Annotated in this window: 14 protein-coding genes, 1 tRNA gene and 2 pseudogenes; 4 read left to right on the forward strand and 13 right to left on the reverse strand. The window is 37.0% G+C overall.

Translation table 11 applies throughout. The features are described 5' to 3' along the window. Window positions 1-124 precede the first annotated feature (124 nt). Window positions 125-663: pseudogene (locus tag E0H94_RS05805) on the forward strand (aquaporin). Between the two features lie 52 nt (window positions 664-715). Here the strand turns inward: E0H94_RS05805 and E0H94_RS05810 are convergent. Both E0H94_RS05810 and E0H94_RS05815 read right to left on the reverse strand, forming a co-directional pair. Continuing rightward, entirely contained in the window at window positions 716-961 is a 246-nt protein-coding gene (locus tag E0H94_RS05810) for a hypothetical protein (protein WP_131325533.1), read from the reverse strand. Window positions 962-1002: 41 nt separating this feature from the next. Next, complete coding sequence (locus E0H94_RS05815; protein ID WP_131325534.1) at window positions 1003-2079, reverse strand: DNA/RNA non-specific endonuclease; 1077 nt, start codon at window positions 2077-2079, stop codon at window positions 1003-1005. 211 nt (window positions 2080-2290) lie between these two features. Between E0H94_RS05815 and E0H94_RS05820 the strand changes: the two genes are divergently transcribed. Next, window positions 2291-2794, forward strand: coding sequence for a hypothetical protein (locus tag E0H94_RS05820; protein ID WP_131325535.1), 504 nt, complete (start codon window positions 2291-2293; stop codon window positions 2792-2794). 101 nt (window positions 2795-2895) lie between these two features. On the opposite strand, the gene E0H94_RS05825 is transcribed toward E0H94_RS05820, so the two are convergent. After that, window positions 2896-4773, reverse strand: coding sequence for a potassium transporter Kup (locus E0H94_RS05825; RefSeq protein WP_131325536.1), 1878 nt, complete (start codon window positions 4771-4773; stop codon window positions 2896-2898). 121 nt (window positions 4774-4894) lie between these two features. On the opposite strand from E0H94_RS05825, the gene E0H94_RS05830 reads away from it, so the two are divergent. Together E0H94_RS05830 and E0H94_RS05835 are read left to right on the forward strand one after the other, a co-directional pair. Continuing rightward, window positions 4895-4985: transfer RNA gene (locus E0H94_RS05830), tRNA-Ser, on the forward strand. Window positions 4986-5165: 180 nt separating this feature from the next. Next, on the forward strand, window positions 5166-6362 hold the full coding sequence (locus tag E0H94_RS05835; RefSeq protein WP_120368112.1) for a tyrosine-type recombinase/integrase: 1197 nt from the start codon (window positions 5166-5168) through the stop codon (window positions 6360-6362). Between the two features lie 27 nt (window positions 6363-6389). Here E0H94_RS05835 and E0H94_RS05840 read toward each other — a convergent pair. From E0H94_RS05840 to E0H94_RS05885, 10 genes and pseudogenes are all read right to left on the reverse strand, one after another. Continuing rightward, window positions 6390-6714, reverse strand: a pseudogene (locus E0H94_RS05840) (Fic family protein); the annotation flags it as partial. 82 nt (window positions 6715-6796) lie between these two features. Then, entirely contained in the window at window positions 6797-7303 is a 507-nt protein-coding gene (locus E0H94_RS05845; RefSeq protein WP_131325537.1) for a DUF4411 family protein, read from the reverse strand. Next, entirely contained in the window at window positions 7296-8402 is a 1107-nt protein-coding gene (locus E0H94_RS05850) for an ImmA/IrrE family metallo-endopeptidase (RefSeq protein ID WP_131325538.1), read from the reverse strand. Before E0H94_RS05850 ends, E0H94_RS05845 begins: the two co-directional genes overlap by 8 nt. Window positions 8403-8527: 125 nt before the next feature. Next, window positions 8528-11575, reverse strand: coding sequence for a type I restriction endonuclease subunit R (locus E0H94_RS05855; protein ID WP_131325539.1), 3048 nt, complete (start codon window positions 11573-11575; stop codon window positions 8528-8530). A gap of 35 nt (window positions 11576-11610) precedes the next feature. Next, on the reverse strand, window positions 11611-12939 hold the full coding sequence (locus E0H94_RS05860; RefSeq protein ID WP_131325540.1) for a restriction endonuclease subunit S: 1329 nt from the start codon (window positions 12937-12939) through the stop codon (window positions 11611-11613). Then, a complete protein-coding gene (locus E0H94_RS05865; protein ID WP_131325541.1) occupies window positions 12936-15173 on the reverse strand; it encodes a type I restriction-modification system subunit M in 2238 nt (745 codons plus the stop codon). Before E0H94_RS05865 ends, E0H94_RS05860 begins: the two co-directional genes overlap by 4 nt. A gap of 28 nt (window positions 15174-15201) precedes the next feature. Beyond that, complete coding sequence (locus E0H94_RS05870) at window positions 15202-15795, reverse strand: restriction endonuclease subunit S (RefSeq protein ID WP_131325542.1); 594 nt, start codon at window positions 15793-15795, stop codon at window positions 15202-15204. A 237-nt stretch (window positions 15796-16032) separates the two neighbouring features. After that, window positions 16033-17976 (reverse strand): DUF262 domain-containing protein, encoded by a 1944-nt coding sequence (locus tag E0H94_RS05875; protein ID WP_131325543.1) that lies wholly within the window; start codon window positions 17974-17976, stop codon window positions 16033-16035. Between the two features lie 131 nt (window positions 17977-18107). Further along, the gene (locus E0H94_RS05880) at window positions 18108-19025 is read right to left on the reverse strand and encodes a GIY-YIG nuclease family protein (protein WP_131325544.1); all 918 of its coding nucleotides are present in this window, start codon (window positions 19023-19025) and stop codon (window positions 18108-18110) included. Between the two features lie 102 nt (window positions 19026-19127). Beyond that, complete coding sequence (locus tag E0H94_RS05885) at window positions 19128-20147, reverse strand: HNH endonuclease (RefSeq protein WP_131325545.1); 1020 nt, start codon at window positions 20145-20147, stop codon at window positions 19128-19130. Window positions 20148-20150 lie beyond the last annotated feature (3 nt).

Raw genomic sequence — 20150 nt, forward strand, 5'->3', positions numbered from 1 at the left:
TGAGTCATTTTATATTTTTCGTTAAAGATAGACTGTTGTGCTTTAGAACAAAAATTAATCATCACGAATAACACTGGAGATCAAGATGCATAAATATATTGCCGAACTACTCGGCACATTTTAGTTGGTCTTCGGTGGTTGTGGCAGTACCATCTTTGCTACAGCTTTTCCTGAACTTGGCATTGGTTTTTTCGGGCGTTGCGCTCGCCTTGGGTTTAACCGTCTTAACGGGTGCTTATGCCTTTATCTCTGACGGACATTTTAAACCAGCAGTAAGTATGGGCTTATGGGGTCTGGACAACGCTTCGCTGGCAAAGACCTGTTGCCTGATCTGGCCACTCAAGTGAATAGCTTACTTTCAGTACTGCTTATTGAAGTGCTACTGACGGCGTTTTTCTTCATCGAGATTATGGGGGCTACGGATAAACGAGCACCCGCAGGTTTCGCATCAATTTCAATTGGTCTCGCGCTAACACCCATCCACTTAATCAGTATTCCTGTTACCAATACCTCGGTGAATCCCGCCCACAGCACAAGGGGCGCTTGTTCGCAGAGACTGAAGCATTACGACAATTGTGGTTATTCTGGCTTGCTCCAATTCTAGGTGCGGTCATCGGCAGTTCAATTTATACATTTGTTGCGCAAAGTAAAACCGCACCCTAAAAATAAAGCCAGTTGATCTTAGGATCAACGGGCTTTATTCCGGTTTGAGTATTTATAAAAATGGGTTTTCAACGTCCTGAATCGCAGCATCAATGATTTGTTCTGGTAAGTCTGGTTCTGCTTCCAACTTTGCCACAATCGCATTTAAATAAGCTTGCAAAGCTTTTGCTGCGGCTAAACCTGCCTGATCTTTGCCTATTTGCAAATTGCCATAAATATTGACCCGATCTAATTGATTTTCTAGGGTTAAATCATGAATTGCATGTGATTCTGTGCCATTTTCGAAAGGTTTAAACATAATCACCTCGCAGCCAATACTTCAAATGGATAGGTCTTTTTCTACTTCACCAATTGCAAGATATACTGCAATAACGCTTCAATCAACTGTTTCACAATCGCATCTTGCGTGTCTGCATCCAGACTCGGGGTCGAATTTGAAGTGGCTTTACTGCCGCCAGCACTAAAGCTCTTTTGGGCTGCGCTAATCTTTTCCGCAGAAATATCTTCTGCACACTGGCTTTCTGCGTCCCAATGCGAATACGGAATGTCTTGTTTGGCTTTCACCGCAGTCGCGGTCAGCGGTAACTGATAGGTATTCCGCTTTTGCTCTTCGGTCAGTTGCGGGAATAAATTGACCCCAATTTGTTCTTCCAAATAACAGACGCTGACAATTTTCACTTCTTGCGAATTATTGTTTGGCGCGTAATACACCCCAATTGCTCCTGTTTTTGGAATATACACCGCCTTATACACGGCGGTTGGTACCATAACGCCTTGTCCAATCACTTTTAATTTTTTGCTGGTAAAGGTTGGACCCGACACCACATACACAGTGGTCTGGTGTTTGGTCACAATGGCACGTGTCGCTTCTTCCAGTTTACGCCACACTTCCTGATTGTTTTTAGGTGCTTGCGGTACCATATTCGCCAAAGAGAAACTGTCAAACTGCGAGGTTTTATTCGGCATATCGGCATTCGGTGCCATATGCCCTCGGTCATAGCCAGAGCCACGATAATCCGACAAAGTCGCACGATATTGCATTGGAATGCGTTCTTCTTCGTGAAAACTATCTTCACGTGGAATTTTTTGACTTAAACGCTGTGGTGTTAAGGCCTCTGCCACCCAAAGTGGTGTTTTAGACACGCCTGAATACATGACATTAAAGCCGTTAAAGCATAAGGCATAGCTCTGCTTTTGGAGGCTTTCTTTGTTTAAATAAGGGGGAACCTCTCGATAAAACTGATCGAGACAGGCCGAGTTTGATGCACTCGGTAAAGATAAAAACTGGCTAATTCGCTCTTGTCCAAAGGCAATGGCAAAACTCCCTACGGCAACCACTCCCAACACCACTTTTGAACTGTGCTGATTAAAAAACCAAGGAAAGGATTGCTTTGAACTACGTTTCTTACTGGCCATTGCTTTATCAAACGACTGATTTTACAGGAGCTTAACAAAGCCCTTCTGTAGAAGTATATGTTCCAATGTTTGATCGTTTAACAATTCAGCAAAATCGTGACAAGCAAGTGACGGTTGTAACAAATTGTCTGATTTCATCAGGTGTTTAAGTAGCTTATCGATGCAATTGGGTAGATTCAATTGTCAGCCGGATTTTGTATGTGCCAAGGTAATGGCACAACAAACGATCACCATAAAACACGGAGCCATGATGTCTTCACATAATTTAATTTCAGCAACAGTTTTAGCCTCTGGATTATTACTCGGTTTCAGCAGCGTCAACGCATTTGCAGAACCCGCAGTACAGGCAGGTGAAACGCTAGAAAGTTTGTCACAAGCCAAAGTGAGCACCACGATTAATGGACAACCAGGATCCATTCAAGACTTAATACAATCTGGACAAGTACGCTTGCTCAATACCGAAAATAATCCTACAGCATCGAATATGAGCGCAACTCCGAATAATACAATCGAGGATGCATCCGCAGTCGTACCCAATCAGGTCATTCCCCCAGCACCACAATTAAGCTCTTCTGCGAGTCAGCCAATCAATAGTCCAGATACAGACGTCACAAATAATCATCTGCCAGAATCTGAGCAAAATCTTGAAGCACAACCTCTGCAAAACCCTTCGGAACAGATGCCAGCTGAAGCTCCATCTGAAGTCGCACAATAACTAATGTGACGCTAAAAATATTTCAATCCGCATAAAAAAACCAAGGACGATGCCTTGGTCTTTTTATTTTTAGCGCTTATGTTTAAGCAAGAGGGAAATCATCAGATTTCAATTTGACTACCCAACTCCACCACACGATTCGGTGGAATTTGGTAAAAGTCACTGACAGGACTGGTATTGCGCTGCATCGAAATAAACAGCTTTTCACGCCACGGCGCCAAGCCATCGCCCACAGTACTAATAATCCGTTCACGCGACACAAAGAAGCTGATTTGCATTAAATTATATTCGAGTTCTATCGCTTGATAGACCGCTTCCAATGCCATTGGAATATTCATTTCATCTTTAAAGCCATAGAATAATTCAACGCGATAAAAATGCTGATTCATGGTTTCCACGTGGAATCGATCTTGATCGGTAACATAAGGTACATCCTGAATTTTTACCGTCAGAATGATGTTCTTTTGATGTAAGACCTTATTGTGCTTCATGTTGTGTAACATGGCATGTGGCACAACTGTTGGAGTCCCTGTCAGGAACACCGCTTCTCCTTCGACCCAATTCGCCTGCTCACCAATACTCTGCACAAATAAGTCCAATGGAAGTGTATCTTGTTGCAGCTTGGAAAAAGTGAGTTCACGACCATCTTTCCACGTCATTAACAACATAAATGCAATTCCGCCAATCAATAATGGCACCCAACCACCTGACAGAACTTTCAGCGAAGTGGCACTCACCAAGACCAAATCCAGCAATAGAAATGGTGTAATCAATAATGCTAGTTTTGGCTTACTCCATTTCCATGTGTAACGTATGAAAACTGCAATCAATAAAGTATCGCAGAGCATGGTCATGGTCACGGCCAAACCGTAAGCATGCGATAAACGCGAACTGGTTTGGAAAATTAGAATTAAAACAATAATCGCTGCGAGCAAAATCCAATTCAGCAAAGGTACATAAATTTGCCCTTGTTCTGAATCTGAGGTGTGCTTAATGCTTAAACGTGGCAAATAACCCAATTGAATGGCTTGGCGTGCCAAGGAGAACACCCCTGAAATCACGGCTTGAGAGGCAATAACCGCTGCCATGGTCGCCAAGAAAATCATTGGATACAACGCCCATTCTGGCACCAATAAATAAAATGGGTTTTCAATGGCATTCGGATCACGCAGTAATAATGCACCTTGCCCTGCATAGTTGAGTAATAAACACGGCAAAACCACGATAAACCATGCTAAACGAATAGGAACAGGCCCGAAATGCCCCATATCCGCATATAACGCCTCCCCCCCCGTTACGGTTAACACGACCGCACCCATGATAAAGAATGCCATCATCGGGTTGGTAATAATAAACTGAATGGCCCAATGCGGACTCAGCATTCCCAAAACCAAAGGGGTTTGAATAATGCTGGAGATGCCTAATAGTCCAAGGGCAAAAAACCATAATAAGGTGAGTGGACCAAAGAATTTCCCAACAAAAGCTGTGCCATATTTTTGCATCACAAACAAAGCGGTCACGACACTAATCGCAATCGGCACAATATAAGGATCCAGCGCATCAGTCGCGATGGACAACCCCTCTACTGCTGACAACACTGAAATGGCAGGGGTAATAATCCCATCACCAAAAAACAGCGAGGCCCCAATAAAGCCAATGGCAATCAACAATAATTTTTTGCGATCACTAAAATTGGTATTGCGCAGGTTCAGGGCAAGTAGCGCCATAATGCCACCCTCACCATTGTTGTCTGCACGCATGACAATTGCGACATATTTGATGGTAATGACCAAGGTCATTGTCCAAAAGATAATCGACAAAATACCCAAGACATTCTCAGGGTTAATCCCTAATCCATGTGCAGCATGGAAAGATTCTTTTAATGCGTAGAGTGGACTGGTTCCGATATCCCCAAACACAACCCCTAATGCTGCCATGGTAATCGCAGGCAATGCGGCTTTTTTTGCAGAACTTTGCATAAGCTTGTCTTCAATTATCGACACTATTTTTGCGAATCATATCATTGAGCTAAAACTTTTGCTCGAATTCAATTGTTTCACCTTGTCGATGGCTATATTTTTCGATATCATCCTCCGCCATGGTGAAGTGTCCGAGTGGCTGAAGGAGCACGCCTGGAAAGTGTGTAAACGTTTATAGCGTTTCGAGGGTTCGAATCCCTCTTTCACCGCCAAATTCAATTCTTATGGAATCTCATAAGGTCTAAAAAAGCTTAAATCTAAAGGGTTTAAGCTTTTTTTACGTCTCATACAATCTACTTGATCTATTGCAAGCTTGATGTAGTTGGGGGTATAACTGGGGGTATAATATTTTACCCCTAAAATTATACCCCCAATTCTGCGGAATTATTGCCATGCTTACAGATGCTCAAGTCAGAAAAATAAAACCTTTAGAAAAGAAGACTAAATACTCTGATGAAAAAGGCATGTATCTAGAGGTCACTCCTTCTGGAGGAATGCATTGGCGAATGAAGTTTCGTTTGAATGGAAAAGAGAATATCTTCAGTATTGGTACATACCCTGAAACTACGCTAGCACAGGCTCGCCGTGCTAGAGATGAAGCACGATTGAAGCTTAAAGATGGGATTAATCCCAATGAAGAGAAAAAGCAGAAGAAGCAACAAGCTGATGAAAGCATTCTTTTCAAAGCGCTTGCTATGGAGTGGATGGAAGATCGTAAGGCTGTTATTAAAGAAGGGACTTACTTACGTGACTTATCTGTATTTGAAAAAGACCTTTTCCCTGCGTTAGGTAATATGCCTATTGATCAGATTAAAGGCAAAGATGTCCTTGCTTGTGCTAAGCAAATTGAAGCACGCGGTGCTCAAGAGATGGCTAAACGCTCTATTCCTTTAGCTGGGCGTATTTTCCGCTTTGCAATTCGTAAAGGGCTAATCGAGAATGATCCAACCCCTCACCTTCAAGAAGCTCTCAAGCCTCGTAAAGTGAAGCACATGGCTCGCTTAGATATTTCTGAATTCCCGCCTTTCTTAGAAAGAATGGATCGTTATCACGGCAATATCCTTGTTAAGACAGCTTTACAGTTTATGACCTTAACTTTTGTGAGAACTGCTGAACTCATTAACATGGAATGGAATGAGATTGATTTCGAGAATCATTTATGGAGAATTCCTGCATATAAAATGAAAATGGCTTTACCCCATATTGTCCCATTATCAAGACAAGCTATCGAGCTCATTCAAGCTCTACAGCCACTCACAGGTAACAAACAATTTGTTTTTTATAATCATAGTACTGCGAAACCGCTAAGCAACAATGCTCTTTTAAGTGCCATTCGCACTATGGGCTATACAGGTAAAATGACTGGGCATGGTTTTCGGGGACTTGCTTCTACTACCCTACATGAGCAAGGCTATATGCATGATGCGATTGAAATACAGTTAGCTCATACTGTTGGGAACGCAGTCTCTCAGGCGTATAACCATGCACAGCATTTAGAATATCGAACAAAGATGATGCAGGAATGGGCTGATTTTATTGATGGATTGAGGGAAAAAACTATTCCTTTTCCTAAGATTAGGAAAGCTTAAGTTTCAAAGCCACTCGGCTTAAAAGTTTTATCTTTTCAATCTATAACTTTTACTTCGGACTTTTAGGCTTGCTTGGCATGATACGCTCAATCAAACCTTCTTCTATTGCGGGATTCAGATAATTCTTTTGTAATGTTGCCTTATGGTTTAATCCAACCAACTGCATCAATTCAGCCAAGCTATATGCATCTTGCCCCCATTCCGAAATTAAAATGCTGGGCTTGCTCGCTAGCTTGAGCGGTATCGTTTGAACTGAATATCGCATCTAAATCATCTGCAAGATAAATTCTATGAGAGGTGCTAAATCAATCTGATCAGTATATGCTTGTGAAGCTTCGTAATAGGCGTTTCTGATTTTAATAGGGTAGTTTTTTAACTCTTCTTTAAAATATTAAAACTTTACATTAGTAACCTTATTGTTGAATAGAGTTCTATCAAATCTTCAGACCAATCTCTTGAAAAAAAGTGTTCATATTGATACACCGAATACCAAGATCATTAGCAATATCAGGAACTTTCGGGCTCTGCGAAGGTTGATTTTTATTTAAACTGATATTTTTCGTTTCACTTGTTACAATCACTAAATTATCTTTTTTTGCAATTGCGATCAACCATCCATCTGCTATTTTTTCATGTGTCCAACTTTTGTCATTTGTTAACGCTTTCTCACTATAACAGTCATGAGTTGCAATATGTTGGATAACTTCACTCCATAAATCAGCATAATCTTTGTATTTACAAGAAGCTCCTGTAAAGTTTTCTTCAAGCCATTTTTTAAAACTTTCATCTTGATAATGTTCATTAACAACAATATCTGGAAGTACTACTTGTGAATTGATGATTACTTTAATTTTCTCCCAAAAACTTGGAAAAAAATCAAATTGATAATATCTTTCATAAAAGTTGATATAAATATTAGTGTCCAATAAATACTTAGTCATTGCCACCTCTATTCATCAAAATTTTATATCCTTTGAAACCAACACCTACAATATTAAATGCATCTGTATATGAAATACGATCATGATTTACTGCATTCATAACATATTTGAAAAATTTATTATCAACTCGAAATCTAATGTTATTTGTATAACTTCCACCATTAGAATCACTTGGTAATAAACGTTCAAGATTTTTCTTTAGATATCTAGTCCGATTCTGGTATTCGTCATGTGTTATCTTATTTAAGTCTAATAGTCTTCTAACAATTACAAATTCACTGACTTTAAATTTTCTAGCTAAAAAATTACTATCGGTTGAATTAAGCTGTAAGAAAATCTCTTGAGGAACTAAGATTTCTGCTGTTACTTTATTTATAAATGCTTCAGTTCGATCAAATTGGTAATCGCCAGTATCTACAATGTTAAATATTTCTTCAGTACCTACAAAAATATGCACTAACTCATGTACTAATGTAAAGAGTTGACCATTCTTAGTATCTTTTTGATTAATAAAAATTATAGGTGCTTTATGGTCAAGTAATACAAACCCTCGAAATTCTTTCACACTTAGAGGACGATGTGTATTGTCTTTCACTTTACCATTAAAAAAAACAAATACGCCTATACCATTAATCTTATCACGTAGATAATTTAATGGATTATCCGCTTGATTCTGGAAAAACAAAGGAATTTCCAGCTTATTACGTATTTTTTTAGCTACCTCTAGAAAATTGGAATCAATAGAAAATTGACCCACAAAATCTAAATTGTCAGTAATTTCATTCTTCAAAAATTCCTGCTTGACTTCCATTTCTGCAATGGTATCTCTTAACTCTTCACTTGCTTCATCGATTGAATCAGACTCAAGTGTCCTAAAGTCCAATCGTTTGATGTCAATATCAATAGTTTTATTTAGTAATAAGAGACCTGTTGGAACATTTATTTTTTTTGCTATTTCAGATAACTGATTAAAAGTTGGCTGTTTTTCTCCACTTAAAATTTGATCTAAATTATTAATTTTGGTTCTTAAAACACTCAAAGAAATTTGGGCATTTTGAACATAATAATTCAATGTGTTAGTGTCGATACGCATTGACATTACATCCCCTCCTCTACGCCCATTTGACCTTTTCTTATGCTAACATAAATTAACTGTGCAATACTGTCTATAAACACTCACAACAATACGGCACAAGTTGACGTGAATTTTAAATAGAATTATTTTCAAACCTTCTTTTTCGTCCGTGTATAAATATGCTTTGCCAATCGCTTAGCAACTTTTTTACGCAACTCATCTGTACTCATAACCTTATTACAGACTTCCTCATTTCCTGCAAGTCGAACAAGAAACAGATCAATCAACTTTCCAGATAAGTACTCTGTAAAACTGTCTAAAGAATTTGCGTTCACTGCTTGTACAATTTCTTCATTTTCGATAGCTGCTTGCTCAACCTGATCAAAGAACAATTGATCAGCTACTGTAAAGTCTGTACCGAACGCCTCATTCAACTCATCAATCAGATGCGATACATTATCAGTAGATTCTGCCTGCCCTGTTCCCACATCCGTTGAACCTTTCAAGGCATTCGCTTCACCATGCCCTAAATCGATACTATTTTCACTTAACTTCTGTAGGCGATAAAATTGAAGTTCAACAATTTTCGATAAATCAACTTCATTTTCTTTAGAGCCTTTAGGCAACTTTTGTAGTAAAGCTTTTAAATACGCATATCGTTGCTCATGCTCTGAATCTGTAAAGTCCATGATTTGCGAGACAAAGAGATATAAATTTAAATAGCTTTGTAATTGGCTTTTAAATAGTTTTTGTTGCTCTTGTTGATGTACAAGATCATCAGGATGAATTTTCTTATATTTATCAACAGCACGGTCAATAATACTATTCAACTGTTTATGTTCATGCCCTGTTAGCTTGCTTCTATCCTTAAACCAAATATTGGCAAACTCATTTAAATCAACTTCAAAGTAAAACTTCCATTGATCCAATGTATGACCAAGCTCATTCAACTTTTGCTCATTTGGAATATCACCAAGTTTAGTCAACTCGTAAAATGGTTTAAATGCTTTATAAATGTCTTCATGGGTATTCACAAAGTCCAATACAAAAGTATCTTCTTTACCATAAGTACAACGGTTCAGACGAGATAAGGTTTGTACTGCTTGAATTCCCGATAGTTTCTTATCTACAAACATGGTGTGTAGTAAAGGCTGATCAAAGCCTGTTTGATATTTTTCAGCAACCAATAACACTTGATAATCATCTGTGTCAAATTGATCAGGTAATTCAGTTTCTTTAAAACCATTCATTTTAGGTTCTGTATATTCAGTACCATCAACCTCTAGTTTCCCTGAAAAAGCGACTAAAGACTTAATCCCTGTATATTTTTTTTCTTTAATATACTCATCAAAAGCAAGCTTGTAGCGTACTGCTTGTTCACGAGAATTCGTTACAACCATTGCTTTGGCACGACCACCAATTCGGTGCATCGTCACTGTTCTAAAATGCTCGACAATGATTTCTACTTTCTGAGCGATCACGCTTGGATGCATTGAAACAAAACGAGCCATCAAAGCTTTGGTTTTATTCTTTGCAAGTTCTGGATCATTGTCAGCAATTTTGATTAATTTATAGTACTGCCCATAGGTCGTGTAGTTTGCCAATACATCTAAAATAAAGCCCTCCTGAATTGCCTGTTTCATACTGTAATGATGAAACGGGGCTTCGCCGTTATCACCCGCTTCATCAAAGCAAGCAAGCGTTTTCCATTTTGGTGTAGCAGTAAAGGCAAAAAAACTTAAGTTAGGCTGGCGACTACGTTTTGACGCTTCTGCAAATAAATGCTTTTTCACATCATCTGTGAGTTCACTTTCATCCTCATCGCCATCATCTAAAAACTCTTGGGCGATTGCTGCTTCAATCCCATCTTTATTTAGAATCTGCTTCAGTTGCTGTGCTGTCTCCCCACCTTGCGAGCTATGAGCTTCATCTACAATCACTGCAAAACGCTTCCCTTCTGTACTCAAATCAACAGTAATTCCTTTTTTCGCTTGGGTGCGAATCGACTGCATGATGTATGGAAATTTTTGGATAGTGGTAATAATGATAGGTACATTTGAAGCCAAGGCATTGGTGAGCTGTAGGGTGTTTTCATCAATTTTTTGCACGACACCATCTTTATGCTCAAACTGTGCAATGGTTTCTTGTAACTGTCGATCAAGTACAATACGGTCAGTAATCACAATAATAGAATTAAAAATTTTCTGATCATCTGCATTGTGCATCGATGCCAATTGATGTGCGAGCCAAGCAATGGTATTTGACTTACCTGAACCTGCTGAATGCTGAATTAAGTAGTTATGACCTGAACCATTGGCTTTACTGTGTTTTGTGAGTTTACGCACAGCATCTAATTGATGGTAACGTGGGAAAATCATGGTTTCTTTTTCGATATATCGAAAACCAGTTTCAGTTCTAATTTTTTTGGTTTCTACACTCAAATGCATATAGCGCGCAAAGATTTCCATAAAACTATGACGAGCTAAAGTTTCAGTCCACAGATAATGCGTGCGTACATCACCTTCTACAGGTGGATTACCTTTACCATTTAGATAACCTTTGTTGAAAGGTAGAAAAAAGGTGTTTTCTCCATCCAACTTCGTGGTCATATAGACATCGCAGGTATCTACTGCAAAATGAACCAAGGTACGTTTTTTAAAATCAAATAAACGTCCTTTTGCATTACGCTCTTTTTTAAATTGAATTTTGGCATCTTCAACATTCCAACCCGATGCTGAAAACTCATTTTTAAGTTCAAGCGTGATTAATGGAATACCATTGAGTGAAAGCACCATATCAGGAATTTCATTAAATTCTGTATGAAGCTGACGTGTACATTTAAGGACATTGGCATCGTATTGTTCTTGGGTAGTTTTATTGATGCTGGTATTGGGTGCAAAGTATGCCATTTTGATTTTTTTACCAAAGCATTTAAAGCCTTGACGTAAAACTGATAGAGCACCTTCGGTATCTAATGCATGTGCTAAATCATTGACAATACGAGTTGCTGTTTCATCTTTACACGAGTTATGGATTTTCTCCCAAACTTTTGGTTGCGTCGCTTGAATAAAGGCAACGACATCTTTAGGAAATAGAGCAATTCTTGGGTCATAATCTTTCGGGTTGCCTTTTACATAACCGCCAGCCGTTGTTAAGCTTTGTTCGATGGCTTGTTCAAAATAATATTCGCTATGCATGGCATTTCCCCAAAAAAATATGACCCAATGATTTTTTAGTTTAGTTTAAGATTTCGAACATCGATCTTCCCTGTCACCACTTGCGTGATTAAGGTTGAGCGATATTCATTTAAAAGATGAACGAGTTTTTTGCCTTTACCAATAGCGCTATTAAACTTTTCATCTTCATTTTTTAAATATTCAATTAATTGCTTTTGCTCTTCCAAGGGAGGAATAGCCAAAGTTAAATCATTATACTTTTCAGCACTTACATTCTGAATCGTAGCTTGGATATTAATGGAACTAATCCAATCCCAATATTGTTTAGATTGAAGAAAATAATTAACAAATTCAGGATTATAATTTTCTTGATCTAACCTAGCACGAATTAGATAACCCGCATAACAGGCAATACCTATTGATTCAGCTTTGTAAAGATAACTTTTACCAACTGTTGCCCCACTTCTTGCTAGTAAAATATCTAAGTCATCCAATAGATATTCCTCTGCTTTTTCGAACTCTAGAGATTTAAATGTTTCATCCTTCAAATTTCCAGAATCATCAATATCAGTGATTCGTATATATCGTGGATTTTCTTTATCCTCGGATTCAGCTGATTCATTTGCACCATATTTCAGCTTTTCCGATAAAAGAAATTTTAACCTTTTAATTTTCCATTGTTGTGGAATATTACCTAAAATCTCTATACCACTTTCTTTCATCTCCACATCAGGATTTAAGCCCTTAGTCACCGCATGAGAAATTAAAGCGACTCGTTGTTCAGCTAACTTTTCCAGTAAGGTTGCTTGCTTCGTAATCAGAGAATCAACTTGGGCAAGACGTTTATCTAAAAAATCTGCAATAGCTTCTTGTTCATCAGATGGTGGCAAAGCAATTTTGATATTTCCGACAGTATCTGTATTTAAATTTAATTGTGTACCAAGTTTTCCTAGACCTAAATAAGGTTGTCCTGATGCAAAAATATAATATAAAAAATTAATGGACTCCTTCCAATCAGGAAAATAAACAAATCCATCGTGGATACAAGCTTTAACCTTAGTGATAATGGGTTTTCCTACACTACCTGCAATACTTAAAAATATTGAATCAGGTTGCATTTTCACACTCAAAGAATTTCCTAATTCAGACAATCGCTGAGTAGTTTCTAAGAGATACTTATCACTAGCTGTTACATCTGCTATTCGAACCCAAGCATATTCACCTTCATCATCAAAATACTCTGGATTATCAATTGGCCTAGGAGAAGCTCCGCGTTTAACTAAAGTCAAACGCTTAATAGACAAGCATTTCCAATGGCTAGGGATTTCCCCTAACCATTGCACGCCACTATCCTTATAACTTTCGTAACGTGGTAACTGACTCATGCAGACAAACCTCCTAACATCTGCATAATCTCACGCTCAAGCTGAACAATCTCAGACTTAATTTCCTCTAAAGGACGTGGTGGCTCATAAACATAAAAATGACGGTTGATTGGAATTTCATAACCCACTTTGGTTTTACTATAATCAATCCACGCATCAGCCACATGCGGTAAAACTTCAGCTTTTAAATAGGCTTCACAGTGCGTTGTAACCAATGGCAATAACTCAGACAAGTCAGGCTCTTTGTCATAATTTACAGGCAAAGGCAAAGTCAAATTGTCAGGGAATGAAACAAGTTCCGTATCCCGCAACTGAGTATCAGGCTCAATATTACCTTTACTGTCTTTGCAGACATCCGCAGTTTGATCACGCTCAGACAACGCTTCCAAAATCGCTTTTTTCACAGGTGCACCAAGCTTAAAAGTTAATCCTTTTAGAATTGGATCAAGTACTTTTAAAAATTCATCACGATTTTTCCAAACCTGATCAGAGATTTTTGCTGTAAGTGCCTTCTTAATCGCTTCCTGTTGTAAACGACCTGCTTGCTCCTCTTTCGAAATTTCAGCAGTATCTTTGACTTTCTTACTCTTGGCTAAGCTTGCAAATGCGGACTGTTCATCCAACAAAGCAATACGTTCAGCAGAAATTGTAAAGTTCAAACGCAATGGGCGTTCTACAGTCAGCTTCAAGTAACCAAAATCTTGATTATTAAAAATCTTTGAACACACCTTCGCTTCACCAGCTTTGGTTTGGATCAATGCACTCGTGTCTTGATCTTTAAATTTCGAATAAAACTTAGTCAGTTCAGCAATATGATCTTTAGACAATTCATGGCGCTTATTACCTAAACTTTTAGCCATTTTCTGATAATGCGAAGTACCATCAATGAGCTGTACTTTACCTTTACGCTGTTCAGATTTTTTGTTCGAAATAATCCAGATATAAGTATAAATACCTGTGTTATAGAACATCTGATCAGGCAAAGCGATAATCGCTTCAAGCCAATCATTTTCGATAATCCAACGACGAATATTACTTTCACCACTGCCTGCATCACCTGTAAATAAGGGCGAACCATTAAATACCACAGCAATACGTGAACCTTCACCACCATTTTCAGGCGAAGCTTTCATTTTAGAAATCATGTGTTGAGCGAACAATAATGATCCGTCATTGATACGTGGCAAGCCTGCACCAAAGCGACCTGAAAAGCCTTGCTTCTCTTCCTCATCAATAAATTCTTTTTGGTTTTTCCATTCCACACCAAAAGGAGGATTTGAGAACATATAGTGAAAGTCTTTATCTGCATGACCATCACGCGGAACATAACCATCTTTTTCCTTGGCATTTTTCACACCAAGCGTATCACCATACACAATGTTTTCAGCAGGTTCATCTTTTATCAACAAGTCAGAACAACAGATGGCGTATGACTCAGGGTTATACTCTTGTCCATACATATCAAGGCTAATCTTGTCATTGTATTTCTTAAGAAATTTTTCTGATTCAGACAACATCCCGCCCGTACCCGCCGTAGGATCATAAATACTACGGTGCACACCTGCTTTAACAAGCTCATCCTGATCTTCTTCAAAGATTAAATTCACCATCAGCTCAATCACTTCACGAGGCGTAAAGTGATCCCCTGCTTCCTCATTTGCCTGTTCATTAAACTTACGTACTAACTCTTCAAATAGGTAGCCCATTTGTAGATTACTCACGCTACTAGGCGCAAGGCTTAAACCTGACTCTACCAAACCATTACGGAACTCTTGGAAGACTTTATATAGGCGGTTTGCATCATCAAGTTTTTCAATTTCTTTAGCAAATTCAAACTTGGCAAAAATATCCTTTGCTTTAGGTGAAAAACCATCAATATACTTTGTTAAATTTGCCGTAAATTGATCTGGATCATCCAACAGTTTTTGTAGATTAAAACCACTGATGTTATAAAGATTTTGTTTACGATTTTTATCCGCAATTTGGCTCAACTGCTTTTGTAAAAAGACATTTGGGTTTTTGTCTTGCAAATTCGCCACAGCTTTTTCATAGCATGCTTTCATTTCATCTGCATACGGTGCAAGAATTGCATCAAAACGGCCTAATACAATTAATGGCAACATCACACGACGATACTGCGGTGGACGATAAGGGCCACGAATAATGTTGGCGATACTCCAGACTAATCCTACAATTTTGCCATGTTGTGAGTGTTGATTTACTTCATTTGTCATTTTCATTTCTCCAATTCAAAAATTCGGTTTATTGCGCCACTTTGGCTTGCACTAAAATTTGTTCGCTCTTCGCTTGATTGTATTCGGCTCTTAAAGCTGTCAATTGTTTGAATATTAAAGCTTCATTGTGTGCTTCTTCGGCAAGTCGAAGAATCTCTTCTTGTTGAAACATAGAAGGAATAACTATTTCCGCTTCTTTTAAGGTCGAAATACTGAGCATCATCAGCAATGATCCTCGACTATTCATTTCAAAATAAGATCGCATTGCTTGTGAATGATTAAAGTACCAAGCTAAAAATTCGGGTTTTATGTTATCAACATTCAAATTCACGACGATAAATTGATTACTTACAACAACTTGATCTGATTCATTACCTTTGAATACATAGGCTTTTGGCTCTCCACGAGCGACCACAATAATCGAGTTATATTTCAAATATTGAGGTCTTGAGTCGTAAGCCCATTCAAGTTCTGACCATTGATTTTCTGAAATAACTACTTGATCTTTGGATAAATCTTTAATTTGAATTGCTTTTACATCAAAAGTCACTGCTGGTTTCTCAAGGGGGCGTTGTGTAAACCCTGTATAAATCTCAGCAATATTTTTTAATTTAGTCTCCATAGTCCTTCCTTTAATAAACTTGGAGTACTTTGTTATTTTTCAGATATAATCTGTTTAACAAAGTCTCCTGTGATAGTGGATTTTGTTTTGAAAAGTTATCTGATCGCCAAATCCTAACTTTTCAAATCACGCAGTAGAACTCGTACTGAGTTTTTACTGCGTGAGATTAATGTACGATAGAATTGAAACTTATGCAATAAAATTTTCACTTTTTAACGTACTGCAAAGTATAACGCTTTAATTTTCTAATTCTTCTTGATATTTTTTATAACCTATATACCCTTTTAAAGACCATCTTTTCATTGCAAATTTAATATAACGCTCTTCTTGCTCATCAATAATTTCATTATAAAAATCAGAGTAATAATTAATAGTTTTCTTAACATCACACATAGCTTTAACAGTTTTCCGAACACTTTTTCCTGCTAGTCGTACATGATATAAATCTGTTGGGACTTCCCGTTCAAACCCTTCAAGATATCGATCTGCTTTGATCCATACATCATCATCGTTACCTTGAATATTTAATCGGAGTTCAAGTAAAACGAAATTTCCAAGTCTTCTTTTTTGATAATAGTCGATTTCTCTACAATTCTGACCATCAAAATTTCGGTTTTGTTTTGCCCATAAGTGCTCTATAGACAAGTAATCATTTGTTTTTCCAGATGATCTACTCTTTAAAATCTTATCTATATTAATAGTCTTATTAGGTTGTAAAGAAGACTCATAGTTCATTAAGAAGTAGCGAATCCCTCGCCACCCATAAAAATCAAATGGACTTTTATTATCTAAACGAAAAGATTCTTCAAACCATCCATCGTGTGCATGACGTTGTGTGAAATCTACAAGTAAATACTCAAGTACTTGATCATCATTTATTAGAGTAATATTGCCAATTGCTCTATTATCTTCCGAATTGTAATAATTTAATAAGTTTCCATAGTAATATTTACTTGCAAACTGATACAAATCACCTTGTCCTGTGTCTTTCCTGAATGTCATACCGTTAGCAATGTAGACTCGAAAATTTAATTTTTCCAATAATTGAAGATGACGTTCAAGAATCTCTCCTTTTCCTTTATTTTTTAGTACCAGTGCTAGGAATAAAGGCATGATTGAAGCATGGACATTTTGGGCTCTAATGTTTTCAATAAGTGGTTTTATGGTCTTGTCTAAACCGACATAATTAGGAGCATAAAGGTGTTCATACCACTTTGCAGCTAATTTTAAAAACTGAATAAATTCTTGTAGTTTGGTTATTGTTTGATTTTTCTTTTCACTGGACTGCAAACATTGATCTATTTTTATTCTGTCCTTAAGAACATCATACCCATACTGACTATCAGTTTTATTCATTTTAAAAAATACAACTAAACAATATCTTAAAAATGAACTTTCTTCAGCTGGTGATGTTTTCTTGGCTTTATTCAATGATTGTAAAATATCAGACCAGTGTTCTGTAATTTCATCTCTTAATGACAAGGCTGAGAGCTTAATAGAACAATAGATTAAATAATTTTTTACTTTCTCTAATTCGCTGAGCTGCTTGCCTCTGTTATTAATAACTTCAAACATGATACCTGTTTCAGCGTCTTCTACAGGCGAATAAACTAAAAAACCTAATCTATCTTCTAAAATATTTAAAATCTGCTCAGTAGCAACTCCTGAAGAAGTCTGTTGAGATAACCATTTGGTAATCAAATTATGAGCATTTAACAAGCGCTCATGTGACTCTAATGTAATTGGACAATTTTCTAAATTAGCATCAGCCAATACTACTTTTTCAAAAAATTTCCGAGTATCCATATTTAGCTTTAATACAAATTGGTCATTTCCTATAGTGCCTCGTATTAGATATTTGGCGGTAATGCTTTCTTTTTCCACTTTATTAGCAAATAGAGAAATACATTTAAAAAAAATAACCAACGTAGTTAATCGCTGTTGACCATCTACAATATGATATTGATTAGACTGATTTTTAATCCGTGATAAAACAAGTGTACCTGTATAGTGCCTTACGGCTGAAGTATCTAAAAGAAGATGATCAATATCTTTCAATAATTCATCAATCTGCTTTTCATCCCAAGCATATCCTCTTTGATAATCAGGGATCTGAAAAAAATTATTTGTAAAAATCTCTGATAAAGTTAAGAGCTGGGTAACGAAGTGATTTTCTGACATTTGAAAAAGCTGGATAAAATAAGAACAATTATATTGGTTTAAGATCACTAAAAGGAAAAAATCTAATAATGTATCAATTATTTAGACATGACTTTCCAATCTAAAAGTAAAAAGATCTCTTTTCATACCAACTAACGAGAATTAATTTGAATTTCCTCCCAATCCTTATAACTAATTTGAGGTTGACCTAAAAGCTTCCAAGTAGATGGTCCTGATGTTGGACGGCCAAATAACATTGCAGCAGGTGTCGAAGTACTTGTAAAAGATACATCTTGGGTAAACTCAATTTTATCATCGATCACTCGGATCATATCTTTATCTATCAAAGATTGACGTTGATTTATTATGAAATTATGTTGAGAAGAAGTCTGCTGTTCCTTACCAATAGAACCTTGTCTCACATAAAAAACTCCATCTTTTATATAAGCTTTTCCATCTACTTTTTTATCACGGCTTAAAACAAAAAATTCTGCCTCTATTCTTTCATTTATAGTATTAGCCAATTGAGTATTTAACTGACTTGAAATTTTTACCACTGGCGTAAGTAAGTCGACTCCTAATGCAGGTAAAATAAAACTTAAATTATCTAAGAAAGTATCCATATCTGAAATATCAGCATCTGATAACTTTCCAGCATAATTTTTTATTTCTTGTTTATTTTCAATTTTATATAGTGTTTTTTCTTTAATAAATTTATAAACCTGATATTCTAAATACGCACAATGAGTTTTAGTTAGTGTCGTATCCTTACATTGAACTAATATGACTGTATCCCAAAAATCTTTATTGTAGTCATGATGTTGCATTCTCTGAATTCCATTGACGGTTTCTCCAACATAAACATTGTATTTACCTTCAAGCTCTTGAGACTTACTGATAAGAAAATAAATTCCAGAACCATGTGCATCTTCTTTCTCAAGCAGTTGTTTTAAACTTGCTCTCGGTGCTGCATATACATAGCCTGTCCAATTCATTAGCTCGGCTCTAACAATACCATTATGTTGCCCATCCACATAGAACAGACGAATTTGACGACCACGTTTTTTCATTTTTTACCTTTAAAATCATGACAGATACAAAAACATTGAACACAAAAAATCTCTTATTTATCCAATATCAATGAATAAGATTATTGCTGATATACGGCTCTTTCAAATTAAATTCCACAATAAATATCCATTTTCTTTTGCCTGACCATATGCCCAATCCGCTACCCGATGTGAACGCTGCATATCGGTTAAAAAACCTAGTTGAGAAATCTCTTGACCGATCAGTCGATCATGTAAATGATTACGTTCTAACCATTGATTCAAAAACTCTTCTGAAGCCAAATAGTTACTTTTTTGTGAATTACATTTGTCATCTGCCAGCACAAAATTATGTCCAGTATCTGCTGGGTAAAGTGACCAGGGAATAAAGTGATCTACTGCGTATTTATTATTTTTAAGGCTTTTCCCACAGTAGAAACACTGACATTTTTGCAAGTCAATCAGAAAACTTGCAACTTGTCCCAATTGGCTACGGTTGGGAGCAAACATAAATTCATCCAAATCAGGCAGACCATCTAAGACAACAAGGTTCTGTTTATTCAGTCGAATAAAATCAATCCAACGTTTCTGGCACAGTTCTTCAATAATTTCACTGAATTGCCTTAAGCAGTACATCGCTTTTGGCAATAATTGCAGAGCTTCCTTAGAGTCACTCAAGTGGTAGAGAAATTCGAAAGTTTGCCCATTTAGATTTTGCAAATACATAACTGGCATTTGCTTCACCGTACTTGCAACTGATTTCCTGAGTTTTAACCAAAAAACTGAATCTCTTCTTGCAACGGCGATTGTTTTGTATTGCTGCTGCGCTTTCTGAATTTCATTGATAATCTTTGCTTGCTTACCTGTACTTTGTTGAATGGTAAAAGGTTCATATTGGCTGAACTGAAATGGCAGTGACTGTTTCCAATAAAGATCAATAAACTTTTCAGCAATATCCAAATAGTCTAGACGGAGTGTTGCACCCGTATCTTGTCCCTGTTCAATTGCAAGTCGAGTAATGCTCATTAGCAAAGCAAACTTATAGGTTGAAGTAAAAGTCCCTGACTGCAAAATTTGCTGGATATGCTTAAGGAATTTTAATTGTTCCTGAGGTGCTGGAACGGCTTCATCACTTACAAACATTAT

It is taken from the genome of Acinetobacter sp. ANC 4173 (genome assembly GCF_004331255.1).
Lineage (GTDB): Bacteria > Pseudomonadota > Gammaproteobacteria > Pseudomonadales > Moraxellaceae > Acinetobacter.